We start from the raw sequence: 19,878 nt of genomic DNA, 5'->3' as shown, positions 1-19,878 counted from the left end.
TTAAACTAACCCGTCAGAGCAAGTCCGCGGTTTCGGTTAAGATCTGTTCGCACCATTGCTCAACACGTTCGTCGGTCAACTCAAACTGGTTCACATCATCAAGAGCCAACCCAACAAACTGTTTGCCATCAGCGGTCAGGGGTTTGGGGCTGGTAAATTCAAAACCTTCCAGCGGCCAGTAACCAACGAAACGTACGCCCATTGGCTGCAATAAATCATGCAGCATACCTAACGCATCAAGAAACCATTCGCCGTAGCCAATTTGATCGCCCATGCCGTACAGCGCGACAATTTTGTTTTGCAGGTTCAGCGTAGGCAGCTGTTGCCAGATTGCTTCCCAGTCCTCCTGCAATTCACCGAAATCCCAGGTGGGAATGCCCAGAATAAGCAGGTCGTATTGCTCCATCAGGCTGGGATCGTCATCCTTCACATTGTGCAGCGTAACCAACTCTTCCCCAATGAAATCACGGATTTTCTCCGCTACGATTTCGGTATAACAAGTACTGGAACCGTAAAAAAGACCAATCTTCATGCAGTTAATGCTCTGTTGAGGCTGACTTTGGCGCAATTGTACCAGAAGTCGGTTTAAATCAGGCATAATGAGCACGATTTCACAGCGAACGGCGGGGATAACGTGCAAGATAGCGAACTGACAGACCAGTTTCTAGATGCGCTCTGGATTGAGCGCAATCTGGCGCAAAATACTTTGTCCTCTTATCGTCAGGATCTGCAAACGCTGACCGGCTGGCTGGCGCATCATCAGCTTACGCTGCTTAGCCTTAGCGCACTCGATTTACAGCAATTTCTCGCCGAGCGGGTAGAAGGCTGCTACAAAGCCACCAGTTCTGCGCGCCTGCTCAGCTGCATGCGGCGCATGTTTCAATACCTTTACCGTGAGAAGCTGCGCCTGGACGATCCCAGCGCCATGCTTGCGGCGCCGAAATTGCCGCAGCGGCTGCCAAAAGATCTCAGTGAGGCACAGATTGAGCGGCTGTTACAGGCACCCAATAGTGATGTCCCGCTGGAACTGCGCGACAAAGCGATGCTGGAACTCCTTTACGCTACCGGCTTGCGCGTGACGGAACTGGTCGGCCTGACGATGAGCGATATGAGTCTGCGTCAGGGCGTGGTGCGCGTGATCGGCAAAGGCAATAAAGAGCGCCTGGTGCCGTTAGGTGAAGAGGCCGTTTACTGGATCGAGCATTATCTGGAGCACGGACGTCCCTGGTTGCTGAATGGTCAGACGCTCGATGTGGTATTTCCCAGCAATCGTGCACAACAAATGACGCGGCAGACCTTTTGGCATCGCATCAAGCACTATGCCATGCTGGCGGGTATTGATAGCGAAAAGCTGTCGCCACACGTGCTGCGCCATGCTTTTGCTACTCATCTGCTGAACCACGGAGCCGATCTGCGTGTCGTACAAATGTTGCTGGGTCACAGCGATCTTTCGACTACTCAAATTTATACGCACGTCGCCACTGAGCGTTTGCGTCTGTTACATAAACAACATCATCCGCGCGCATAACCGGCGGAAATAAGGAAGAAGATGAACAAATATTTTGCCATGCTGGCCCTGTTGACTGGCACCTTTTCCGCTCTGGCTCAGGCTGATGACAGTGCGATCCAGCAATCTTTGAAAAAGTTGGGCTTGCAGCAGGCTGAAATTGTGCCGGCACCGCTGCCAGGGTTTAAAACAGTGCTAACCGAAAGCGGCGTATTGTATGTAACGGACGACGGCAAACATATGATCCAGGGTCCGCTGTATGACGTAAGCGGCGCGCAACCGGTAAACGTGACCAATACGTTACTGGACAAAAAAGTAGAGGCGCTGGCCCCGCAAATGATTGTTTATAAGGCAGCGAAAGAGCAACACGTTGTCACTGTTTTTACCGACATTACCTGCGGTTATTGCCACAAGCTACATGAGCAAATGGCCGATTACAACGCGCTGGGCATTACCGTGCGCTATCTGGCGTTCCCACGTGAAGGTTTGCATGGCCAGGTGGAAACGGCGATGAAAGCAATCTGGTGTAGCGCCGATCGTAACAAAGCCTTTGATGAAGCGATGAAGGGCGACAGGCCGAAAATGGCCGCGCCGGACACCTGTAAGATCGATCTCGACCAGCACTATAAACTCGGCATTCTGTTCGGGATCCAGGGCACGCCTGCGATTCTTACCGACAGCGGCATGATGATTCCGGGTTATCAGACTCCGCAAGAGCTGAAGCAGGTGCTGGATAATCAGAAGCGTGGCGGTTAACCGGTGTTGAAGAAAGAAGTGGAATTACGACGCCGTGGCGTGCAGGTTGATGACAGTTTACCGGCGGATCTGCCGCCGTTATTAAGGCGTCTTTACCTGCAACGCGGCGTGCGCGACGCGCTTGAGCTGGAGCGTGGTGCAAAAAATCTCCTGCCATTTCGGACCCTGACCGGCATCGACAGAGCGGTCGCGTTGCTGCATCAGGCATTGCAGGATGGGCGACGCATTATGGTGGTGGGAGATTTTGATGCCGATGGCGCAACCAGCACCGCATTAACCGTATTAGCGCTACGCAGCATGGGCGGGAGCAATGTTCAGTATTTAGTGCCAAACCGTTTTGAAGATGGTTATGGACTCAGCCCGGAAGTGGTTGAACAAGCGCGCGCGCGCGGCGCGGAAATGATCCTCACCGTGGATAATGGCATTTCGTCACATGCCGGTGTGGAGTGTGCGCATCAGCACGGCATTCCGGTACTTATTACCGATCACCATCTGCCCGGCGAAACGCTGCCTGACGCCGACGCTATCGTCAATCCCAACCTGAATGATTGCCGGTTTCCGTCGCGTTCGCTTGCGGGGGTTGGCGTGGCGTTTTATCTGATGATGGCGCTGCGTGCGCACCTGCGCACGCAAAACTGGTTCGGCGACGAGCGCGCCGAGCCAAATCTTGCGGGGTTATTAGATTTGGTGGCACTCGGCACGGTTGCTGATGTAGTGCCGCTTGACGTGAATAACCGCATTCTGGTGTGGCAAGGTTTGAGCCGGATCCGGGCGGGAAAATGCCGCCCCGGTATTCGTGCGCTGCTGGAAATTGCGCATCGTGATGCGCGTCAGCTGGTGGCCAGCGATCTGGGCTTCGCGCTGGGGCCGCGCCTTAATGCAGCAGGACGGCTGGATGATATGTCGGTCGGGGTAGCCATGTTGCTCACGGAAGATCTCAGCCAGGCACGTATGCTGGCCAGCGAACTTGACGCGCTAAACCAAACGCGCAAAGAGATTGAGCAGGGGATGCAAAGCGAGGCGCTGGCGCTGTGCCAGAAGCTAGAGCGCGAACAGACCGACTTACCGCTGGGACTGGCGTTCTATCATCCTGAATGGCATCAGGGCGTGGTAGGTATTTTGGCCTCACGGTTAAAAGAGCGTTTTCACCGTCCTGTGATCGCCTTTGCCCCGGCGGGTGACGGCACGCTGAAAGGATCGGGACGCTCCATTGCGGGTTTGCATCTGCGCGACGCGCTGGAACGACTAGATACGCTCTATCCTGGTATGATGCTGAAGTTTGGCGGACACGCGATGGCGGCGGGTTTATCGCTGGAAGAGGCGCGCTACCACGAGTTTCGACAGCGTTTTTCCGCGCTGGTAGGAGAGTGGCTGAAGGGCGAAGCGTTGCAGGGTGTTATCTGGTCAGATGGCGCGTTACAACCGGCTGAGTTTTCACTGCAAACGGCAGAGCTGCTGCGTGAAGCGGGCCCCTGGGGTCAGGCCTTCCCGGAACCTGCGTTTGACGGCAAATTTAAGCTGCTACAACAGCGTTTAGTCGGCGAACGTCATTTAAAAGTGATGGTTGAGCCGCTTGATGGCGGTCCGTTGCTTGATGGCATTGCGTTTAACGTTGATACCACCTTATGGCCGGATAGCAGCGTGCGCCATGTCGAACTGGCGTTTAAGCTGGATATTAATGAATACCGCGGTAATCGTTCGGTGCAGTTGATTATTGATCACCTGTGGCCGCTGGGCTAGAAAACACGGCGCAAATGTGACATGTAATTCTCTGTATTAAATAGATTGATAACGGTATTTCCCGTGGTTCACCCTGCGTTCCTTTTGTATTGTTTCTGTTTATCAACGGTTACCCGAAGCCGGATTGTCTCAGCGCTACAAACTGGCGCTGGTTTCGGGTAAACTTACGCGTTAATTTTCTCATCCCATCGAACGCTAAAAAGACGCTAAAGCCATGTTTGAAATCAACCCGGTCAAAAACCGTATTCAGGACCTCACTGAGCGCAGCGACGTTCTTCGGGGGTATCTTTGACTACGATGCCAAGAAAGAACGTCTCGAAGAAGTAAACGCTGAACTGGAACAACCGGACGTATGGAACGAACCAGAACGTGCGCAGGCGCTGGGCAAAGAACGCTCTTCGCTGGAAGCCATTGTGGAAACCCTCGACCATATGACACAGGGCCTGGACGATGTGCAGGGCCTGCTGGAGCTGGCCGTTGAAGCCGACGACGAAGAAACCTTCAACGAAGCCGTTGCTGAGCTGGATGTGCTGGAAACCCGGCTGGGCGAATTAGAGTTCCGCCGCATGTTTTCAGGTGAATACGATAACGCCGACTGCTATATCGATTTGCAAGCCGGTTCAGGCGGCACCGAAGCGCAGGACTGGGCCAGCATGCTGATGCGTATGTATCTGCGTTGGGCCGAAGCCAAAGGCTTCAAAACCGAAATCATTGAAGAGTCTGAAGGTGACGTGGCTGGGATTAAATCGGTCACGATTCGTGTGTCAGGTGATTACGCTTTTGGCTGGTTGCGTACCGAAACCGGCGTGCACCGCCTGGTACGTAAAAGCCCGTTTGACTCGGGCGGTCGTCGTCATACCTCATTCAGTTCGGCGTTTATCTACCCGGAAGTGGATGACGATATTGATATTGAAATCAATCCAGCCGATCTGCGTATCGATGTCTATCGTGCTTCTGGTGCAGGCGGTCAGCACGTTAACCGTACCGAATCTGCGGTGCGTATTACGCACGTGCCAACCGGCACCGTAACGCAATGTCAGAACGATCGTTCTCAGCATAAAAATAAAGATCAGGCCATGAAGCAGATGAAGGCGAAGCTGTATGAGCTTGAGATGCAAAAGAAAAATGCCGAGAAGCAGGCCCTGGAAGACAATAAGTCCGACATTGGCTGGGGAAGTCAGATCCGTTCTTACGTTCTCGACGATTCGCGTATCAAAGATTTGCGCACCGGCGTTGAAACCCGCAACACGCAGGCGGTGCTGGACGGCGATCTGGATCGATTCATTGAAGCAAGTTTAAAAGCAGGGTTATAAGGAACCGACATGTCTGAACAACAACCGCAGAGCGCTGACGTCGCACTTGAGTTAAATAACGAACTAAAAGCGCGTCGCGAGAAGCTTGGCGCGCTGCGTGAAACCGGCGTGGCGTTTCCTAACGATTTCCGTCGTGACACCACTTCTAATTTGCTACACGCCAGCTACGATGAGAAGAGCAACGAAGAACTGGAAGATCTCGGCATTGAGGTCAGCGTTGCGGGTCGTATGATGACCCGCCGTATCATGGGTAAAGCTTCATTCGTAACGCTGCAGGACGTTGGCGGTCGTATTCAGCTGTATGTGGCGCGTGACGATCTGGCGGAAGGTATTTACAACGAGCAGTTCAAAAAGTGGGATCTCGGCGACATCCTCGGCGCACGCGGTAAGCTGTTTAAGACGAAAACCGGCGAACTGTCGATTCACTGTTCAGAACTGCGCCTGCTGACCAAAGCGCTGCGTCCGCTGCCAGACAAGTTCCACGGCCTCGCCGATCAGGAAACCCGCTATCGACAGCGTTACCTTGATCTCATCGCCAACGATGAATCACGCAATACTTTCAAAATCCGTTCGCAAATCATGGCCGGCATTCGTCAGTTCATGGTGAGCCGCGACTTTATGGAAGTCGAAACCCCTATGATGCAAGTGATTCCTGGCGGTGCATCTGCGCGTCCGTTTATTACGCATCACAATGCGCTGGACATTGATATGTACCTGCGTATTGCGCCGGAGCTGTATCTGAAGCGCCTGGTGGTGGGCGGCTTTGATCGCGTGTTTGAGATTAACCGTAACTTCCGTAATGAAGGTATTTCGCCGCGTCATAATCCAGAGTTCACCATGATGGAGCTCTATATGGCGTATGCGGATTATAACGATCTGATCGAGCTGACCGAAAGCCTGTTCCGTACGCTGGCACAAAATGTGCTGGGGACGACCGTGGTGCCTTATGGTGAGCAAGCGTTCGACTTCGGGAAGCCGTTTGAAAAGCTGACCATGCGTGAAGCGATCAAGAAATATCGCCCGGAAACTGATCTGGCTGATCTGGACGATTTCGATAAAGCGGTGGCGGTTGCGCAGTTAATCGGCATCAAAGTTGAGAAAAGCTGGGGCCTGGGCCGTGTGGTTACTGAAATTTTCGAAGAGACTGCAGAAGCGCATCTGATTCAGCCAACCTTTATTACAGAATACCCGGCCGAAGTGTCACCACTGGCGCGTCGTAATGATGAGAACCCGGAAATCACTGACCGTTTTGAGTTCTTTATTGGTGGACGTGAAATCGGTAACGGCTTCTCAGAACTGAACGATGCGGAAGATCAGGCAGAGCGCTTCCTGCAACAGGTGAACGCCAAAGATGCGGGCGACGATGAAGCGATGTTCTATGACGAAGATTACGTCACTGCGCTGGAACATGGCTTACCGCCTACCGCAGGTTTGGGTATTGGTATCGACCGGATGGTCATGCTGTTTACGAACAGCCACACCATCCGCGACGTTATCCTGTTCCCGGCGTTGCGCCCAGGCGGCAAATAATCTTTTGTTGTGAAAGCATAAAAGCCGGGATAATCCCGGCTTTTTGTTGCACTCTCCACCACGATTCTGAGCCAGCCTGCTCTGTGCGGCTTGAGACCTTACAAAAACAACAAGCGACGATTGCTGACCGGAGCCGTCGTTATATCATCAGGATTTCACCGCCTGCGTAAGCCAGTTTTTAAAGCGCGCATACGGTATATACAGCGCTACATTTTTATAGAGCGTTTTGCCACTCTTGTTATCGTTGATGCGGTCGCTATAGCCAACGATCACGCCTGCCAGCGTATCATCGGAGGCGTTATACACCGCTCCCCCTGACATGCCTTTCACCACCCCCGCATTGGCTGCCACCACAACGCAAGCCGCCTTGTTCCAGCTATTGGCTAAGGTGGTATTAATCAGATTTTGCCCGGCAGAGCTCACCGGCATCGCTGAGATAAAACTGTAACCGTAGAGATTGACGCGCTCGCCGATATGGCTGTTGCGGAAATTCGGCGGCAAATTCGCTTCATGATTCTTATGATAAACCACGGCCAGATCACATTCAGGATGCCAGGCCTTCACCCGGTAAAGAGAAAATTTGGCGACATGGGCGGCGGTCAGGCTGTAGTCCGCTGTCAGCGGGATGGTGGTGCCAAGTGTGCCTAAGCCCAACACGGTAGGAATACCGGTAACGGTCATATCGACGCGCTTCGCGGCCTCTTTACTGTATTCATAATGACCCACCGAACAGCCGGTTAAGCCAAATACCATTAAGACAATAAGCCGTCGCATTCTCTTTCCCATGTCAGATTGATGTCATTTCATCTGGCGATCCAATAGGAGTATCGGCAACGCTAACGCTTTATTGATTGGTAAAACGAGAAAAGGATAGCTTCTGTCGGCGGGATAACCAGGCGTAGTGCGGAAACTCAGATCTGTCTTAACGTGGAGTCAGAAGCCCATTATTGCATAGCAGGCAAATTACTCTTGCGAGCGTCGGGGTGTATGACAGGAAGCGGCTATGATTTAATACGCACCGTGACGAAGATCAAATTTTAATAAGCGTCCATCGTACCGCGTAAATCTTGCGCGGGTCGCCTGCGTGTTCTTTATTGGGAGAGTGTTATGCCTGTTGCGTTATTGGCGCTGGCGCTGAGTGCGTTTGCCATCGGCACCACCGAGTTTGTGATTATGGGCCTGTTACCGGAAGTGGCTGGCGATTTACAGGTGTCGATTCCGTCGGCAGGCTGGCTGATCAGCGGTTACGCGCTGGGCGTTGCCATTGGCGCACCCATCATGGCGCTGCTGACGGCGAAGCTACCGCGTAAGCGCACTTTAATTTTGATGATGGTGATATTTATCATCGGTAACGTGCTGTGTGCGCTGGCTTACAGCTATAACCTGCTGATGATCGCGCGTGTTATCACGGCGCTGTGTCACGGTGCATTTTTTGGCATTGGTTCCGTCGTCGCGGCCAGTCTGGTAGCACCGGGGCGCCAGGCATCGGCGGTGGCATTGATGTTTACCGGTTTGACGCTGGCTAACGTCTTAGGCGTGCCGTTGGGTACCTGGTTCGGTCAGTTGTTCGGTTGGCGTGCGACTTTCTGGGGCGTGGCGATTATCGGCATCCTGGCGTTTATTGCACTGATCGTTAGCCTGCCGGGTAATAAAGAAGAAAAACCGGTACACCTGGCGAGTGAAATTAATGCGCTGGCAAACGGTAAGCTGTGGCTTTCGCTGTTGATGACGGTCTTTTTCGCCGCAGCAATGTTCGCGCTGTTTAGCTATATTGCGCCGCTGCTGTTGCAGGTTACCGGCATCAGCGCTCGCGGTGTGAGCTGGACGCTATTTCTGATTGGCGCGGGTTTAACCGTCGGCAATATTTTGGGCGGTAAACTGGCTGACTGGAAAGTATCGGTTAGCCTGATCCTGAGTTTTTCACTGATCGCTGTGTTTTCGCTGCTGTTTAGCTGGACCAGCCATGCGCTGTGGCTGGCAGAAGTGACGCTGTTTCTGTGGGCAATGGCGACGTTTGCCACGGTGCCAGGCTTGCAGATTAATGTGGTGCGTCACGGTAAAGATGCGCCCAACCTGGTGTCAACGATGAATATTTCCGCTTTCAACGTGGGCAATGCGCTGGGCGCATGGGTCGGCGGTGCGGTTATCGATCGCGGTTATGCTTTAACCGCAGTGCCGGTTGCTGCGGCTGTGCTGGCGGCGATTGGGTTGGTAATTTGTTTGATCACCTTTCGCAAATCCGGAGGTGCCGCAGTAACGGTGCGGGCTTAAACCAGCCGCGCGGCGATACGCGTTGAAAAGTGGGCCACCTGTTTTTGCAGGTGGTCGATGAAAGTGTCCAGCAGCGCTGACGCAGGGCGATGTTGCGGTTTTACCAGGCTGACGGTAAACGGCACCGCGATGCTGAATTTGCGCATTACCACACCGCTGTCAGCGTAATCCAGCGCCGTCAGCGGGTTCACAATTGAAATTCCCACACCCGCTTTCACCATTGCACACACCGATGCGGCGCTGTGCGTTTCCAGCACCAGCCTGCGTTCCACTCCCCGTTCCTGAAACAGACTATCCAGTAGTTGACGATAACTGTCGGTACGCGACAGGCTGACATAATTTTCCCCGGCAAAATCCTGGGGCGTAAGCACATTGCGCACACACAGGGGATGCTGCTGTGGCAATACGCACACTTCATCGCAGGTCAGCAGCGCAATTCGATCCGTACCCGCCGGTGCATGTTGTGTTTCAGTCAGTCCAAGATCGTAGCGCTGTGCCGATAGCCACTCTTCCAGCAGCGGTGATTCCTGCGGAATGATATTCATACTGACGTCGGGATAGCGTTGCAGAAACGGTTGACACAGCGGTGGCAACAGCGATTGTGAAAAGACCGGTAAACAGGCAACAGAAAGCTCGCCCTGACGAAACTGGCGCAGCCCTTCGGCTGCCTCCATAATGCGATCCAGCCCATACCATGAACGCTGAACTTCTTCGAACAACCGTAAACCCTGCACGGTCGGTTGCAGACGTCCACGTATCCGTTCAAACAGTTGTAATCCAAGCTGCTGCTCCAGACGTGCCAGCTCACGGCTCACTGTTGGCTGTGAAGTCCGCAACAGCGTGGCGGCCTGGGTCAGGTTACCACTGGTCATCACCGCATGAAAAATTTCGATGTGCCGCCAGTTAATGTTCGCCACAGATCTTCCCATATCAATTTTGCATAGACGATATTTAAACAGATATTTTTCGACATGGCACGATTCTGGCTTAATAAGCAGATTGCTACAGGAGAATAGCTATGCCCATTTCGCTAAATAACACCGAAACTGCATTAACCCGCGCTAACTTATTGCCGCTGGCGCGTCATTACAGCGGTCCATTCTGGGCCTACGATGCCCAAATTATTCTGGCGCGCATTGGCCAGTTACATGCATTTGATGTGGTGCGTTTTGCCCAAAAAGCCAGTTCAAATATTCATATTCTCCGCCTGATGCGTTCAGCGGGAGTGAAGGTGGATTCAGTGTCACTGGGCGAAATTGAACGTGCGCTGGTGGCGGGGTATCAGGCGGGCGGGGATGAAATTGTTTTTACCGCTGACGTATTCGATACGCCAACGCTGGCACGTATTGCCGAATTAAACATACCGGTCAACGCCGGTTCAGTGGATATGCTGCATCAGCTTGGCAATGTTTCGCCGGGCCATGCGGTGTGGTTACGTGTGAATCCGGGCTTCGGTCACGGCCACAGCCAAAAAACCAATACTGGCGGCGAAAACAGCAAGCACGGCATCTGGCATGACGATTTGCCGCAGGCGCTGGCCGCCATTCAGCAATATGGCCTGCGCCTGGTTGGCATTCATATGCATATTGGCTCTGGCGTGGATTACGGGCATTTGCAACAGGTCTGCGATGCAATGGTCAATCAGGTGATTGAGTTCGGTCAGGATCTGGAAGCTATCTCAGCAGGTGGAGGCTTATCCATCCCTTATCACCACGGTGAAGAGGCGATTGATACGGCCCATTATTTCGGTTTGTGGGATGCAGCACGCCAGCGTATCGCGGCGCACCTTGGACATCCGGTGAAACTCGAAATCGAACCCGGTCGCTTCCTGGTCGCTGAAGCCGGCGTGCTGGTTTCGCAGGTCCGGGCAGTCAAAGAGATGGGCCGCCGTCATTTCGTACTGGTGGATGCGGGTTTTAGCGATTTAATGCGTCCATCTATGTATGGCAGTTATCACCATATCTCGCTGATGCCAGGCGATGATCGTCAGATTGATGAGCAGAATACGGTGGAAAGTGTGGTGGCCGGCCCGTTGTGCGAATCCGGTGATGTGTTTACCCAACAGGAAGGTGGCAAAGTGGAAACCCGCGCAATTCCTGCGGCGCAGGTAGGCGATTATCTGGTGTTTCATGATACTGGCGCTTATGGCGCTTCCATGTCCTCCAACTACAACAGCCGTCCTTTGATCCCTGAAGTGCTGTTCGGGCAAGGCCAGCCACGTGAAATTCGTCGGGCGCAAACCATTCAGGAATTGCTGGCGCTGGAGCTGGGTTAAGAAGCGTGAGCGGCGCAGAGCCGCTACGCGCAGGAGAAACGTACAGGTTTGCCGCTCAGCGCGGTGCTACAAAAAATACGAGTCTGGCGTGCTGTTAATAAAGTGATGCCGGGCTTTTGCCAGCCGAGATACTGTAGCTGGCAAAAGAATTCTCACGGTGCGGGATAAGTATAGCGCTGGTGAATGATCTCTAATTCTTCGGATACTTCTGCGCTCAGGGTCAGATTGAAGCTGTCGATATTGGTTTTTAGCTGTTCCAGCGTGGTCGCGCCGAGCAAAGTACTGGCGACGAAAGGCTGTTGACGCACAAAGGCCAGCGCCATCTGCGAAGGATCTAACTGATGCTTCTTCGCCAGCTCAACGTATTCCGCCACCGCTTTTTCCGACTGTTTGTTGCTGTAACGGGTAAAGCGACTAAACAGCGTATTGCGCGCTCCCGCCGGTTTAGCGCCGTTCAGGTATTTACCACTCAGGGTGCCAAACGCCAGGCTGGAATAGGCCAGCAACTCAACGCCTTCATGTTGGCTGATTTCTGCCAGACCGACTTCAAAGCTGCGATTCAGCAGGCTGTAAGGATTTTGAATGGTGACAATACGCGGCAGCTCATGTTTTTCCGCCAGTTGCAGGTAGCGCATTACGCCCCACGCGGTTTCGTTCGACACACCGATATAACGAATTTTACCGGCACGTACCTGCTCGGCCAGCGCTTCCAGCGTTTCCAGTAAGGTTACCGGCGAGGTATTTTCACTGTACTGATAACCCAGTTTGCCAAAAAAATTCGTCTGGCGCTGCGGCCAGTGCAGTTGATAAAGATCGAGATAATCAGTGTTCAGGCGTTTCAGGCTGGCTTCCAGCGCTTCGCGGATATTTTTGCGATCCAGCGCCATATTGGATCGAATCGAGGCATCATTACCACGCGAAGGACCGGCGACTTTACTGGCCAGAATGATTTTGTCGCGGCTGCCACGCTTTTTGAGCCAGCTGCCAATATATTGTTCAGTTAAACCCTGGGTTTCCGGGCGTGGTGGCACTGGGTACATTTCGGCGGTATCAATAAGGTTGATGCCGGAACTAACCGCCAAATCCAGTTGAGCATGGGCGTCGGCTTCGCTGTTTTGCTCACCAAACGTCATAGTTCCCAGCCCCAATTGACTCACTTCCAGCGTGCTGTGGGGGATACGGTGATAATGCATTGCCGGCTTCCTTTTTCTTTATGGAATGGAATGTTGTGTCCTCAGGGACTATAGCGCGAGCAATAGCGGGGAAGGAAGGGGGAAAAGATGGGGAAATCGCCTGCCAGTGGGGAAAATGTGGCAGGCTAAGGCAATTTGCGCTTAACGTTCGATAATAGTCGAAACTTCGTCACCGTTAATCTGCATCTCATGACCTGACTGATCGGTGTATTGCACCAGGCCCGTTTCTTTATCTATCGCTGGTTTACCTTCGGTCATGATCATTCGACCGTCTTTTGTTGCCATTACATAATCTGAACTGCAAGCACTCAGTGTCGCCACTGCTATTACCAAACCGACTACGCCAGCCAACCCTTTCATCATTCTGCGTCCTCACCCTCACGCTGTATCACGTGCAAAAGTGTAGTAATAAAACGTTTTGTTGGCTGTGTTAATCGCATCAATCTGAAAATCAACGGACGAGCCAGCTCGTCCTTGACAATATCAGGCGGTATTTTTTTTGCTGCGCACCAGATTCAGGCACTCCACTGCCATTGAGAAGAACATGGCGAAATAAATGTAACCTTTTGGTACATGGACGGCGAAACTTTCCAGAATCAGCGTAAAACCCACCAAAATCAGGAAGGAGAGCGCCAGCATTTTCACTGAAGGATGACGTTCTACAAACTCACCAATGGCACGGGCAGCAAACATCATCATCAGCACCGCAATTACCACCGCTGCCATCATGATAAACAGATGATCGGAAAGGCCAACCGCGGTAATCACCGAATCGAGACTGAAAATAATGTCGAGCAACATAATCTGTACAATCGCGCCGAGAAAAGAGTGCACATTGGTTTTATGCTCTTCTTCGCCGCCTTCAATGGTTTCATGAATTTCCATGCTGGATTTCCACAGCAGGAACAAACCACCAAGCAGCAGAATAAGGTCGCGTGCTGAGAAAGCGTGGCCCATTAAGGTAAATAAAGGATCGGTCAGTTTTGCCACCCAGGCGATAGATGCCAGCAAACCGAGGCGCATTAACATTGCGCCCATCAAACCGAGGCGGCGCGCGTTGGCTTGCTGATTTTTAGGCAGTTTTGCGACAACCAATGACAGGAAGATAATGTTATCAATACCCAACACCACTTCAAGAATGGTCAGGGTTCCCAGTGCCAGCCAGGCATTGGGATCGGCAATCCAGTCAAACATGCTTACATTCAATCCTAAACGAAAATTAAACGGCGATTATACGCATCCAGTTTGCGTCGCACGCAAAAAAATACGTCATCTCCGTTAATTCACTAAAAATTCACAATAAAAAGTGTCGTGCCAGCAGCGGTCCCGTGAAGCTTTTTTTCAGATAGAAGCCGCGTGGGAGTGTCAGAATTGGCTGACCTTGTTCTCCAATGCCTTCCGTTAACGCTTTATTGTTGGCCGCTTTTGGGCGGATTTGCAGCCAGGCGCCATGACGTGCAGTGATACGTTCGACCTGGCCCAGCACAATCATATCCATTAACTCTTCCCAGTCCTGGCGTAGCATATTGTCCTCTTCCGGGTCAGGGCTCCACAGCAGCGGTGCGCCTACACGCCGCTCACCTAACGGAATCTCGCGCTCGCCTTCGACCGGAATCCACAACACGCGCGCCAGCTTGTGACGAACGTGGCTGGTTTGCCAGGTTACGCCGCTGTTACCGGTGAGCGGAGCCACGCAAACAAACGTGGTTTCCAGTGGTTTGCCAGAGGCATCAACTGGGATAGTTTTGAGTTCAATGCCGAGATGAGCGAAATCCTGCTCAGCTTTACTTCCTGCGCTGGCGCCAAGGTGACGCTCCAGCAACGTACCCACCCAGCCTTTATCGCGTTTAAGGTTAGCAGGCAGGGGTAAACTCGCTTTTATCGCCAGCGCTTTGAGCGTCAAACCCGCTAAAGACTGCGCACGTGCCAGCAGAATGGATTCATCTTCAGGCGGCCCTGGAAGGTGGCTCATGGTGATAACTCGTATTGATTAAAAAAATGAACAGTTTCTGGCGTCAGATTTTTTCCACAGAAAATAGCTGTGCGTAGAATGCATAATAGCATGATAGATCATGCTTTTTTTCTGCATTATTTTTACAGAGGCAATCTTACGTTTAAGGTTATCCCCGGTTGCTATCAACAATGAACAGGATCTTAAGCCCGGTTATCCACAGAAAAGTGGGATAACCGCACGTTAACGCAGACACTGGTTCCATTTACAGCCTTGACTTTTGCTTTTATTAACAGATTTCGACCACACTGGCCTAAGGATGCACACTTCACTGTGGATAAAAAGCCTGGTGGTGGATCTTTCGCCATATACAAAGGCAACGCTGTTTTGCAAAGTGAAAACGTATTCCTATGGCTCCGTCTTATTAAATTAATATCAATAAAATCAAAAGATAATGAAATTTATGGGTTGAAGTGGCTAAGAATCGTCTTACGATGTTATTCAGTTAACTCCCGCGTTCTGCACAAAGCTATCCACAGAAAAGGTGAATAAGATCTTTCTTTTAATCCTTAATTGTTCATAACTTGGCGCTGCGTGATAAGTTATCCTCTTATTAATCCATTTATACCCTCCTAATCCAGTGGTTTACCGCCTGTAAGGAGTGTGAAACAATCAGGCTATTCAAATTTAGCTTTGAGGTAGTCCGGTGATCGATGATGATGGCTACCGCCCGAATGTTGGTATCGTAATTTGTAACAGGCAGGGACAAGTGTTATGGGCCAGGCGCTTTGGACAGCACTCCTGGCAATTTCCTCAGGGAGGCATCAATCCTGGTGAAAACCCCGAACAGGCTATGTATCGCGAGCTGTTCGAAGAAGTGGGGCTACACCGTAAAGATGTTCGAATACTTGCATCTACCCGTAACTGGTTGCGCTACAAGTTGCCAAAACGTTTGGTGCGTTGGGACACAAAGCCGGTATGTATCGGCCAGAAACAAAAGTGGTTTCTTCTGCAGTTGATGTGTAATGACGCGGATATTAATGTTCAACACAGCAGCACACCGGAATTTGATGGCTGGCGCTGGGTGAGCTTTTGGTATCCGGTGCGTCAGGTAGTCTCCTTCAAACGCGATGTTTATCGCCGTGTAATGAAGGAATTCGCTGGCGTGGTGATGTCTATGCAGGAGAGTGCGGGGCAGCGAAATAATCCTGCTCATCGACGTAAAAGAGGATAGGCCACGCCCTTTATGCTCATTCAGTTGCGCGAAATAGTAGAAAAAGTGGCGAGTGCACCGCGCCTGAATGAAGCACTCGACATTCTGGTTAATGAGATCTGTCTGGCGATGGAAACGGAAGTCTGTTCCGTTTACCTCGCCGATCACGATCGTCGCTGCTATTACCTGATGGCGACGCGTGGGCTCAAAAAGCCGCGCGGCCTTACGGTAAAACTGGCTTTCGACGAAGGCATTGTTGGGCTGGTCGGGCGTTTAGCCGAACCCATCAACCTCGCGGATGCGCAAAGTCATCCCAGCTTCAAATACATTCCCGCCGTCAAAGAAGAGCGCTATCGCTCGTTTCTGGGTGTGCCGATTATCAGTCGTCGCCAGTTGCTTGGCGTGCTGGTGGTGCAGCAGCGTGAACATCGTCAGTTCGACGAAAGCGAAGAATCGTTTCTCGTCACGCTGGCCACTCAAATGGCGGCACTGCTGTCACAATCGCAACTCAGTCAACTGTTTGGCCAGTTTCGCCAGGCACGGGTGAAGGCCATTGCCGCTGCGCCCGGCGTTGCTGTCGCAACGGGCTGGGTCGATGAAACCCAGCCGCTTCTTGATCAGGTTTCTGCTGCTTCAACATTAGATACCCAACGTGAACGCGAGCGTTTATCGCTGGCAATGAGTGAAGCTGCCAGCGAATTTCGTCGTTTCAGTAAACGATTTACCGCCAGCGTGCAAAAAGAGAGCGCGGCGATTTTCGATCTCTATTCGCATCTGCTGACCGATGCGCGCCTGAAAAATGATCTGTTTGCAGAGATCGAACGGGGATCGGTCGCGGAATGGGCGGTGAAAACGGTCATCGAAAAGTTTGCTGAACAGTTCGCCAGTCTGACTGACAGCTATTTACGTGAGCGTGCGGGTGATTTACGCGTGTTAGGCCAGCGCCTGCTGTTTCATCTCGACGACTCGCTGGTTGGCACCAATGCCTGGCCGGAACGTTTCGTGTTGGTGGCCGACGAACTTACCGCCACCACTTTAGCCGAATTGCCGCAAGAACGCCTTGCTGGTGTGGTGGTGCGCGACGGCGCAGCCAATTCACACGCTGCCATTTTGACGCGTGCAATGGGCGTCCCGACCGTGATGGGCGCGGATATACAACCACATCAGCTCAACAAACGTTTATTGATCGTCGATGGCTATCGGGGCGAGCTATTGATCGATCCCGAACCGGTGCTGGTTCAGGAGTATCAACGGCTGATCAGCGAAGAAAACGCGCTGAGCAAGATGGCTGAAGGCGTGGTTGATCAACCCGGTGAATTGAAGAGCGGCGAGCGCGTACAGGTAATGCTGAACGCGGGTCTGAGCCCGGAGCATGAGCAAGCGCTGGGCAGCTGGGTAGACGGTATTGGGCTGTATCGCACCGAAATTCCTTTTATGCTGCAAAACGGCTTCCCTTCTGAAGAGGAGCAGGTTGCGCAGTATCAGGGGATGTTGCAGCTGTTTCACAATAAGCCGGTGACGCTACGTACGCTGGATGTTGGCGCAGACAAGCAACTACCCTACATGCCGATCAGTGAAGAGAATCCGTGCCTGGGCTGGCGTGGCATTCGCCTGACGCTCGATCAGCCAGAGATTTTTCTGGTACAGGTGCGCGCCATGCTGCGTGCCAACGCGGCGTCCGGTAACCTCAGCATTTTATTGCCGATGATCAGCCATATTGATGAGATCGACGATGCAAAACGCCTTATTGAGCGTGCCGGGCGTGAAGTTGAAGAGATGCTGGGATACGCCATTCCCAAAACGCGTATTGGTGTGATGATTGAAGTCCCGTCAATGCTGTTTATGATCCCTCATCTGGCATCGCGGGTAGATTTTATCTCTGTCGGCACCAATGATTTAACGCAATATTTGCTGGCGGTTGATCGTAACAATACGCGCGTCGCAAACCTTTATGATCCGCTGCATCCGGCGATGCTGCACGCTCTGCAATCTATCGCACAGGAAGCCCGTTTGGCGAAGCTGGAGTTATGCCTGTGTGGTGAAATGGCTGGCGATCCAATGTGTGTCGCGCTGCTGGTTGGAATGGGTTACCACCATCTCAGCATGAACGGTAAAAACGTCCCGCGGGTGAAATATCTGTTGCGCCATCTTGATCGTGAAGAAGCGCAAAAACTCAGTGAACAAGGGTTAAAGGCGCATACCGCAACCGAAGTGCGTCATTTAGTCTCGGCATTTATGGAACGGCGTGGTTTAGGTGGCCTGATACGTGGCGGACGCTAACCGTAAACAGGGTTTACATTTCCGTGCCAACTCGCAAAACCGGCTGTGCTATTATGCGCGGCTTTTACTTTATGTGCCTGTCGCCCGCTTTTTCAGGGCTGAAAAATGAACGGTGAATGATGAATAACGGCTATATCGCATTTCCTCAATTCGATCCGGTGATCTTCTCCATCGGACCGATTTCGCTTCACTGGTACGGATTGATGTATCTGGTGGGCTTTATCTTCGCAATGTGGCTGGCTATACGTCGTGCTAACAAGCCGGGTAGTGGCTGGAAAAAAGAGGAAGTGGAAAACCTGCTGTATGCCGGTTTCCTGGGGGTATTCCTCGGAGGTCGCATCGGTTACGTGCTGTTTTATAACCTACCGCTATTTCTTGAGAATCCGCTCTATCTGTTTAAGGTCTGGGATGGCGGCATGTCGTTCCACGGTGGTCTGATTGGCGTAATCCTGGTGATGTTGTGGTTTGCGCATCGTACTAAGCGAACGTTCTTCCAGGTCTCTGAATTTATTGCTCCCCTGATCCCATTTGGCTTAGGGGCCGGTCGCCTCGGTAATTTCATTAATGGCGAGCTGTGGGGACGCGTAGCCCCGGACTTCCCTTTTGCCATGCTTTTCCCTGGTTCCCGCAGCGAAGATCTGGCGCTGGCCGCGAATAATCCGTTATATCAGTCGATTATGAACGCGGCGAACAATCCCTACGGTGTCCTGCCACGTCATCCTTCGCAGCTGTATGAACTGGTACTTGAAGGGGTGGTGCTGTTCATCATCCTTAACCTTTTTATTCGTAAGTCGCGTCCGATGGGCAGCGTGTCAGGCTTGTTCCTGATTGGCTATGGTGCTTTCCGCATTATCGTGGAGTTTTTTCGCCAGCCGGATGCGCAGCTTGGCCTGTTCGACGGGGGGATCAGCATGGGACAAATCCTCTCCATCCCGATGATTATCGCCGGTATTATTATGATGATTTGGGCATACCGCCGTCGCCCTCAGCAGCAGCTTCGTGAGGAAAAATGAAACAGTATCTGGACCTGATGCAACATGTGCTGAATGAAGGCACGCCAAAAGCTGACCGTACCGGCACTGGCACGCTTTCAATTTTTGGTCACCAGATGCGTTTCAATCTGCAAGACGGCTTTCCGCTGGTGACCACTAAAAAGTGCCATCTTCGCTCCATCATTCATGAACTGCTGTGGTTTCTGCAGGGTGACACCAATATTGGTTATCTCAAAGAGAACAGAGTTTCGATTTGGGATGAGTGGGCTGATGAGAAGGGCGATCTCGGGCCGGTTTACGGTAAACAGTGGCGCAGCTGGGGAACCGCCCACGGTGAAGAGATCGATCAGATCACCAGGGTGATTGAGCAGCTAAAAAGCGATCCTGACTCGCGGCGTATTATCGTTTCGGCGTGGAACGTCGGCGAGCTGGATCACATGGCGCTGGCGCCTTGCCATGCTTTTTTCCAGTTTTATGTGGCAGACGGAAAATTATCGTGTCAGCTATACCAGCGCTCGTGTGATGTCTTTCTCGGCCTGCCATTTAACATTGCCAGCTATGCGCTGCTGGTGCATATGATCGCACAGCAGTGTGATCTGGCAGTGGGTGATTTCGTCTGGACCGGTGGCGATACGCATCTGTACAGTAATCATCTGGAACAGGCGCGCTTACAGTTAAGTCGTGAACCGCGTCCGTTGCCGAAGCTGGTGATCAAGCGTAAACCGGCTTCCCTCTTCGATTATAAGTTCGATGACTTCGACATTGAAGATTACGATCCACATCCCGCGATTAAAGCGCCTGTCGCTATTTAAATCTTAACAGCGGCAACCAGAGTCCCGGCTGTGTTTTACACGCCG

The 19,878-nt window shown here is 52.3% G+C and carries 18 protein-coding genes; 11 read left to right on the top strand and 7 right to left on the bottom strand.

The features are described 5' to 3' along the window. Positions 1-13 precede the first annotated feature (13 nt). Complete coding sequence (gene fldB / locus H2P46_RS16240) at positions 14-532, bottom strand: flavodoxin FldB (protein ID WP_193405958.1); 519 nt, start codon at positions 530-532, stop codon at positions 14-16. Between the two features lie 102 nt (positions 533-634). Between fldB and xerD the strand changes: the two genes are divergently transcribed. From xerD to lysS, 5 genes are all read left to right on the top strand, one after another. After that, positions 635-1,528 (top strand): site-specific tyrosine recombinase XerD, encoded by an 894-nt coding sequence (gene xerD, locus H2P46_RS16235; RefSeq protein ID WP_193405957.1) that lies wholly within the window; start codon positions 635-637, stop codon positions 1,526-1,528. A gap of 21 nt (positions 1,529-1,549) precedes the next feature. Then, entirely contained in the window at positions 1,550-2,263 is a 714-nt protein-coding gene (gene dsbC, locus H2P46_RS16230; RefSeq protein ID WP_193405956.1) for a bifunctional protein-disulfide isomerase/oxidoreductase DsbC, read from the top strand. A gap of 3 nt (positions 2,264-2,266) precedes the next feature. After that, positions 2,267-4,003, top strand: a complete 1,737-nt coding sequence (recJ, locus tag H2P46_RS16225) for a single-stranded-DNA-specific exonuclease RecJ (protein ID WP_193405955.1) — start codon at positions 2,267-2,269, stop codon at positions 4,001-4,003. A gap of 214 nt (positions 4,004-4,217) precedes the next feature. Then, positions 4,218-5,316, top strand: a protein-coding gene (prfB, locus tag H2P46_RS16220; RefSeq protein ID WP_193405954.1) for a peptide chain release factor 2 whose coding sequence is annotated in 2 segments (ribosomal slippage) — positions 4,218-4,292 and positions 4,294-5,316 — 1,098 coding nt in all. Because the reading frame shifts where the segments join, the coding sequence is not laid out codon by codon here. Positions 5,317-5,325: 9 nt separating this feature from the next. Continuing rightward, positions 5,326-6,846 (top strand): lysine--tRNA ligase, encoded by a 1,521-nt coding sequence (gene lysS / locus H2P46_RS16215; protein ID WP_193405953.1) that lies wholly within the window; start codon positions 5,326-5,328, stop codon positions 6,844-6,846. 147 nt (positions 6,847-6,993) lie between these two features. Here lysS and H2P46_RS16210 read toward each other — a convergent pair whose 3' ends face one another. Beyond that, positions 6,994-7,620, bottom strand: coding sequence for a serine protease family protein (locus H2P46_RS16210; RefSeq protein WP_193405952.1), 627 nt, complete (start codon positions 7,618-7,620; stop codon positions 6,994-6,996). Positions 7,621-7,953: 333 nt separating this feature from the next. Between H2P46_RS16210 and H2P46_RS16205 the strand changes: the two genes are divergently transcribed. Further along, positions 7,954-9,117: an MFS transporter gene (locus H2P46_RS16205; RefSeq protein ID WP_193405951.1), complete on the top strand. Its 1,164-nt coding sequence runs from the start codon at positions 7,954-7,956 to the stop codon at positions 9,115-9,117. On the opposite strand, the gene H2P46_RS16200 is transcribed toward H2P46_RS16205, so the two are convergent. Continuing rightward, positions 9,114-10,034: a LysR family transcriptional regulator gene (locus H2P46_RS16200; protein ID WP_193405950.1), complete on the bottom strand. Its 921-nt coding sequence runs from the start codon at positions 10,032-10,034 to the stop codon at positions 9,114-9,116. The two genes, H2P46_RS16205 and H2P46_RS16200, sit on opposite strands and share 4 nt — an antisense overlap. A 101-nt stretch (positions 10,035-10,135) precedes the next feature. Here H2P46_RS16200 and lysA point away from each other — a divergent pair, with 101 nt between their 5' ends. Continuing rightward, positions 10,136-11,392: a diaminopimelate decarboxylase gene (gene lysA, locus H2P46_RS16195; RefSeq protein ID WP_193405949.1), complete on the top strand. Its 1,257-nt coding sequence runs from the start codon at positions 10,136-10,138 to the stop codon at positions 11,390-11,392. A gap of 152 nt (positions 11,393-11,544) precedes the next feature. Here lysA and H2P46_RS16190 read toward each other — a convergent pair whose 3' ends face one another. The 4 genes from H2P46_RS16190 to mutH all read right to left on the bottom strand — a co-directional run bounded on the left by H2P46_RS16190 (position 11,545) and on the right by mutH (position 14,557). Next, positions 11,545-12,585 (bottom strand): NADP(H)-dependent aldo-keto reductase, encoded by a 1,041-nt coding sequence (locus tag H2P46_RS16190; RefSeq protein WP_193405948.1) that lies wholly within the window; start codon positions 12,583-12,585, stop codon positions 11,545-11,547. 141 nt (positions 12,586-12,726) lie between these two features. Beyond that, positions 12,727-12,945 carry a YgdI/YgdR family lipoprotein gene (locus tag H2P46_RS16185; protein ID WP_193406025.1) on the bottom strand — a complete coding sequence of 73 codons (219 nt, stop codon included), beginning with the start codon at positions 12,943-12,945 and terminating at the stop codon, positions 12,727-12,729. Between the two features lie 123 nt (positions 12,946-13,068). Further along, positions 13,069-13,779 carry a TerC family protein gene (locus H2P46_RS16180; protein WP_193405947.1) on the bottom strand — a complete coding sequence of 237 codons (711 nt, stop codon included), beginning with the start codon at positions 13,777-13,779 and terminating at the stop codon, positions 13,069-13,071. Positions 13,780-13,879: 100 nt separating this feature from the next. Beyond that, positions 13,880-14,557: a DNA mismatch repair endonuclease MutH gene (gene mutH, locus H2P46_RS16175; RefSeq protein ID WP_193405946.1), complete on the bottom strand. Its 678-nt coding sequence runs from the start codon at positions 14,555-14,557 to the stop codon at positions 13,880-13,882. A gap of 685 nt (positions 14,558-15,242) precedes the next feature. Here mutH and rppH point away from each other — a divergent pair. The 4 genes from rppH to thyA all read left to right on the top strand — a co-directional run bounded on the left by rppH (position 15,243) and on the right by thyA (position 19,833). After that, positions 15,243-15,770, top strand: coding sequence for an RNA pyrophosphohydrolase (rppH, locus tag H2P46_RS16170; protein WP_193405945.1), 528 nt, complete (start codon positions 15,243-15,245; stop codon positions 15,768-15,770). Between the two features lie 12 nt (positions 15,771-15,782). Beyond that, on the top strand, positions 15,783-18,029 hold the full coding sequence (ptsP, locus tag H2P46_RS16165; protein ID WP_193405944.1) for a phosphoenolpyruvate--protein phosphotransferase: 2,247 nt from the start codon (positions 15,783-15,785) through the stop codon (positions 18,027-18,029). A gap of 119 nt (positions 18,030-18,148) precedes the next feature. After that, positions 18,149-19,042 (top strand): prolipoprotein diacylglyceryl transferase, encoded by an 894-nt coding sequence (gene lgt / locus H2P46_RS16160; RefSeq protein WP_193406024.1) that lies wholly within the window; start codon positions 18,149-18,151, stop codon positions 19,040-19,042. Continuing rightward, positions 19,039-19,833, top strand: coding sequence for a thymidylate synthase (gene thyA / locus H2P46_RS16155; protein WP_193405943.1), 795 nt, complete (start codon positions 19,039-19,041; stop codon positions 19,831-19,833). The genes lgt and thyA overlap by 4 nt, the downstream gene beginning before the upstream one ends. The last annotated feature ends 45 nt before the right edge of the window (positions 19,834-19,878 follow it).

The organism is Mixta mediterraneensis (assembly GCF_014946725.1).
In the GTDB taxonomy this organism is placed as follows: Bacteria; Pseudomonadota; Gammaproteobacteria; order Enterobacterales; family Enterobacteriaceae; genus Pantoea; species Pantoea mediterraneensis.
This window is presented reverse-complemented; position numbering and strand designations above follow the sequence as displayed.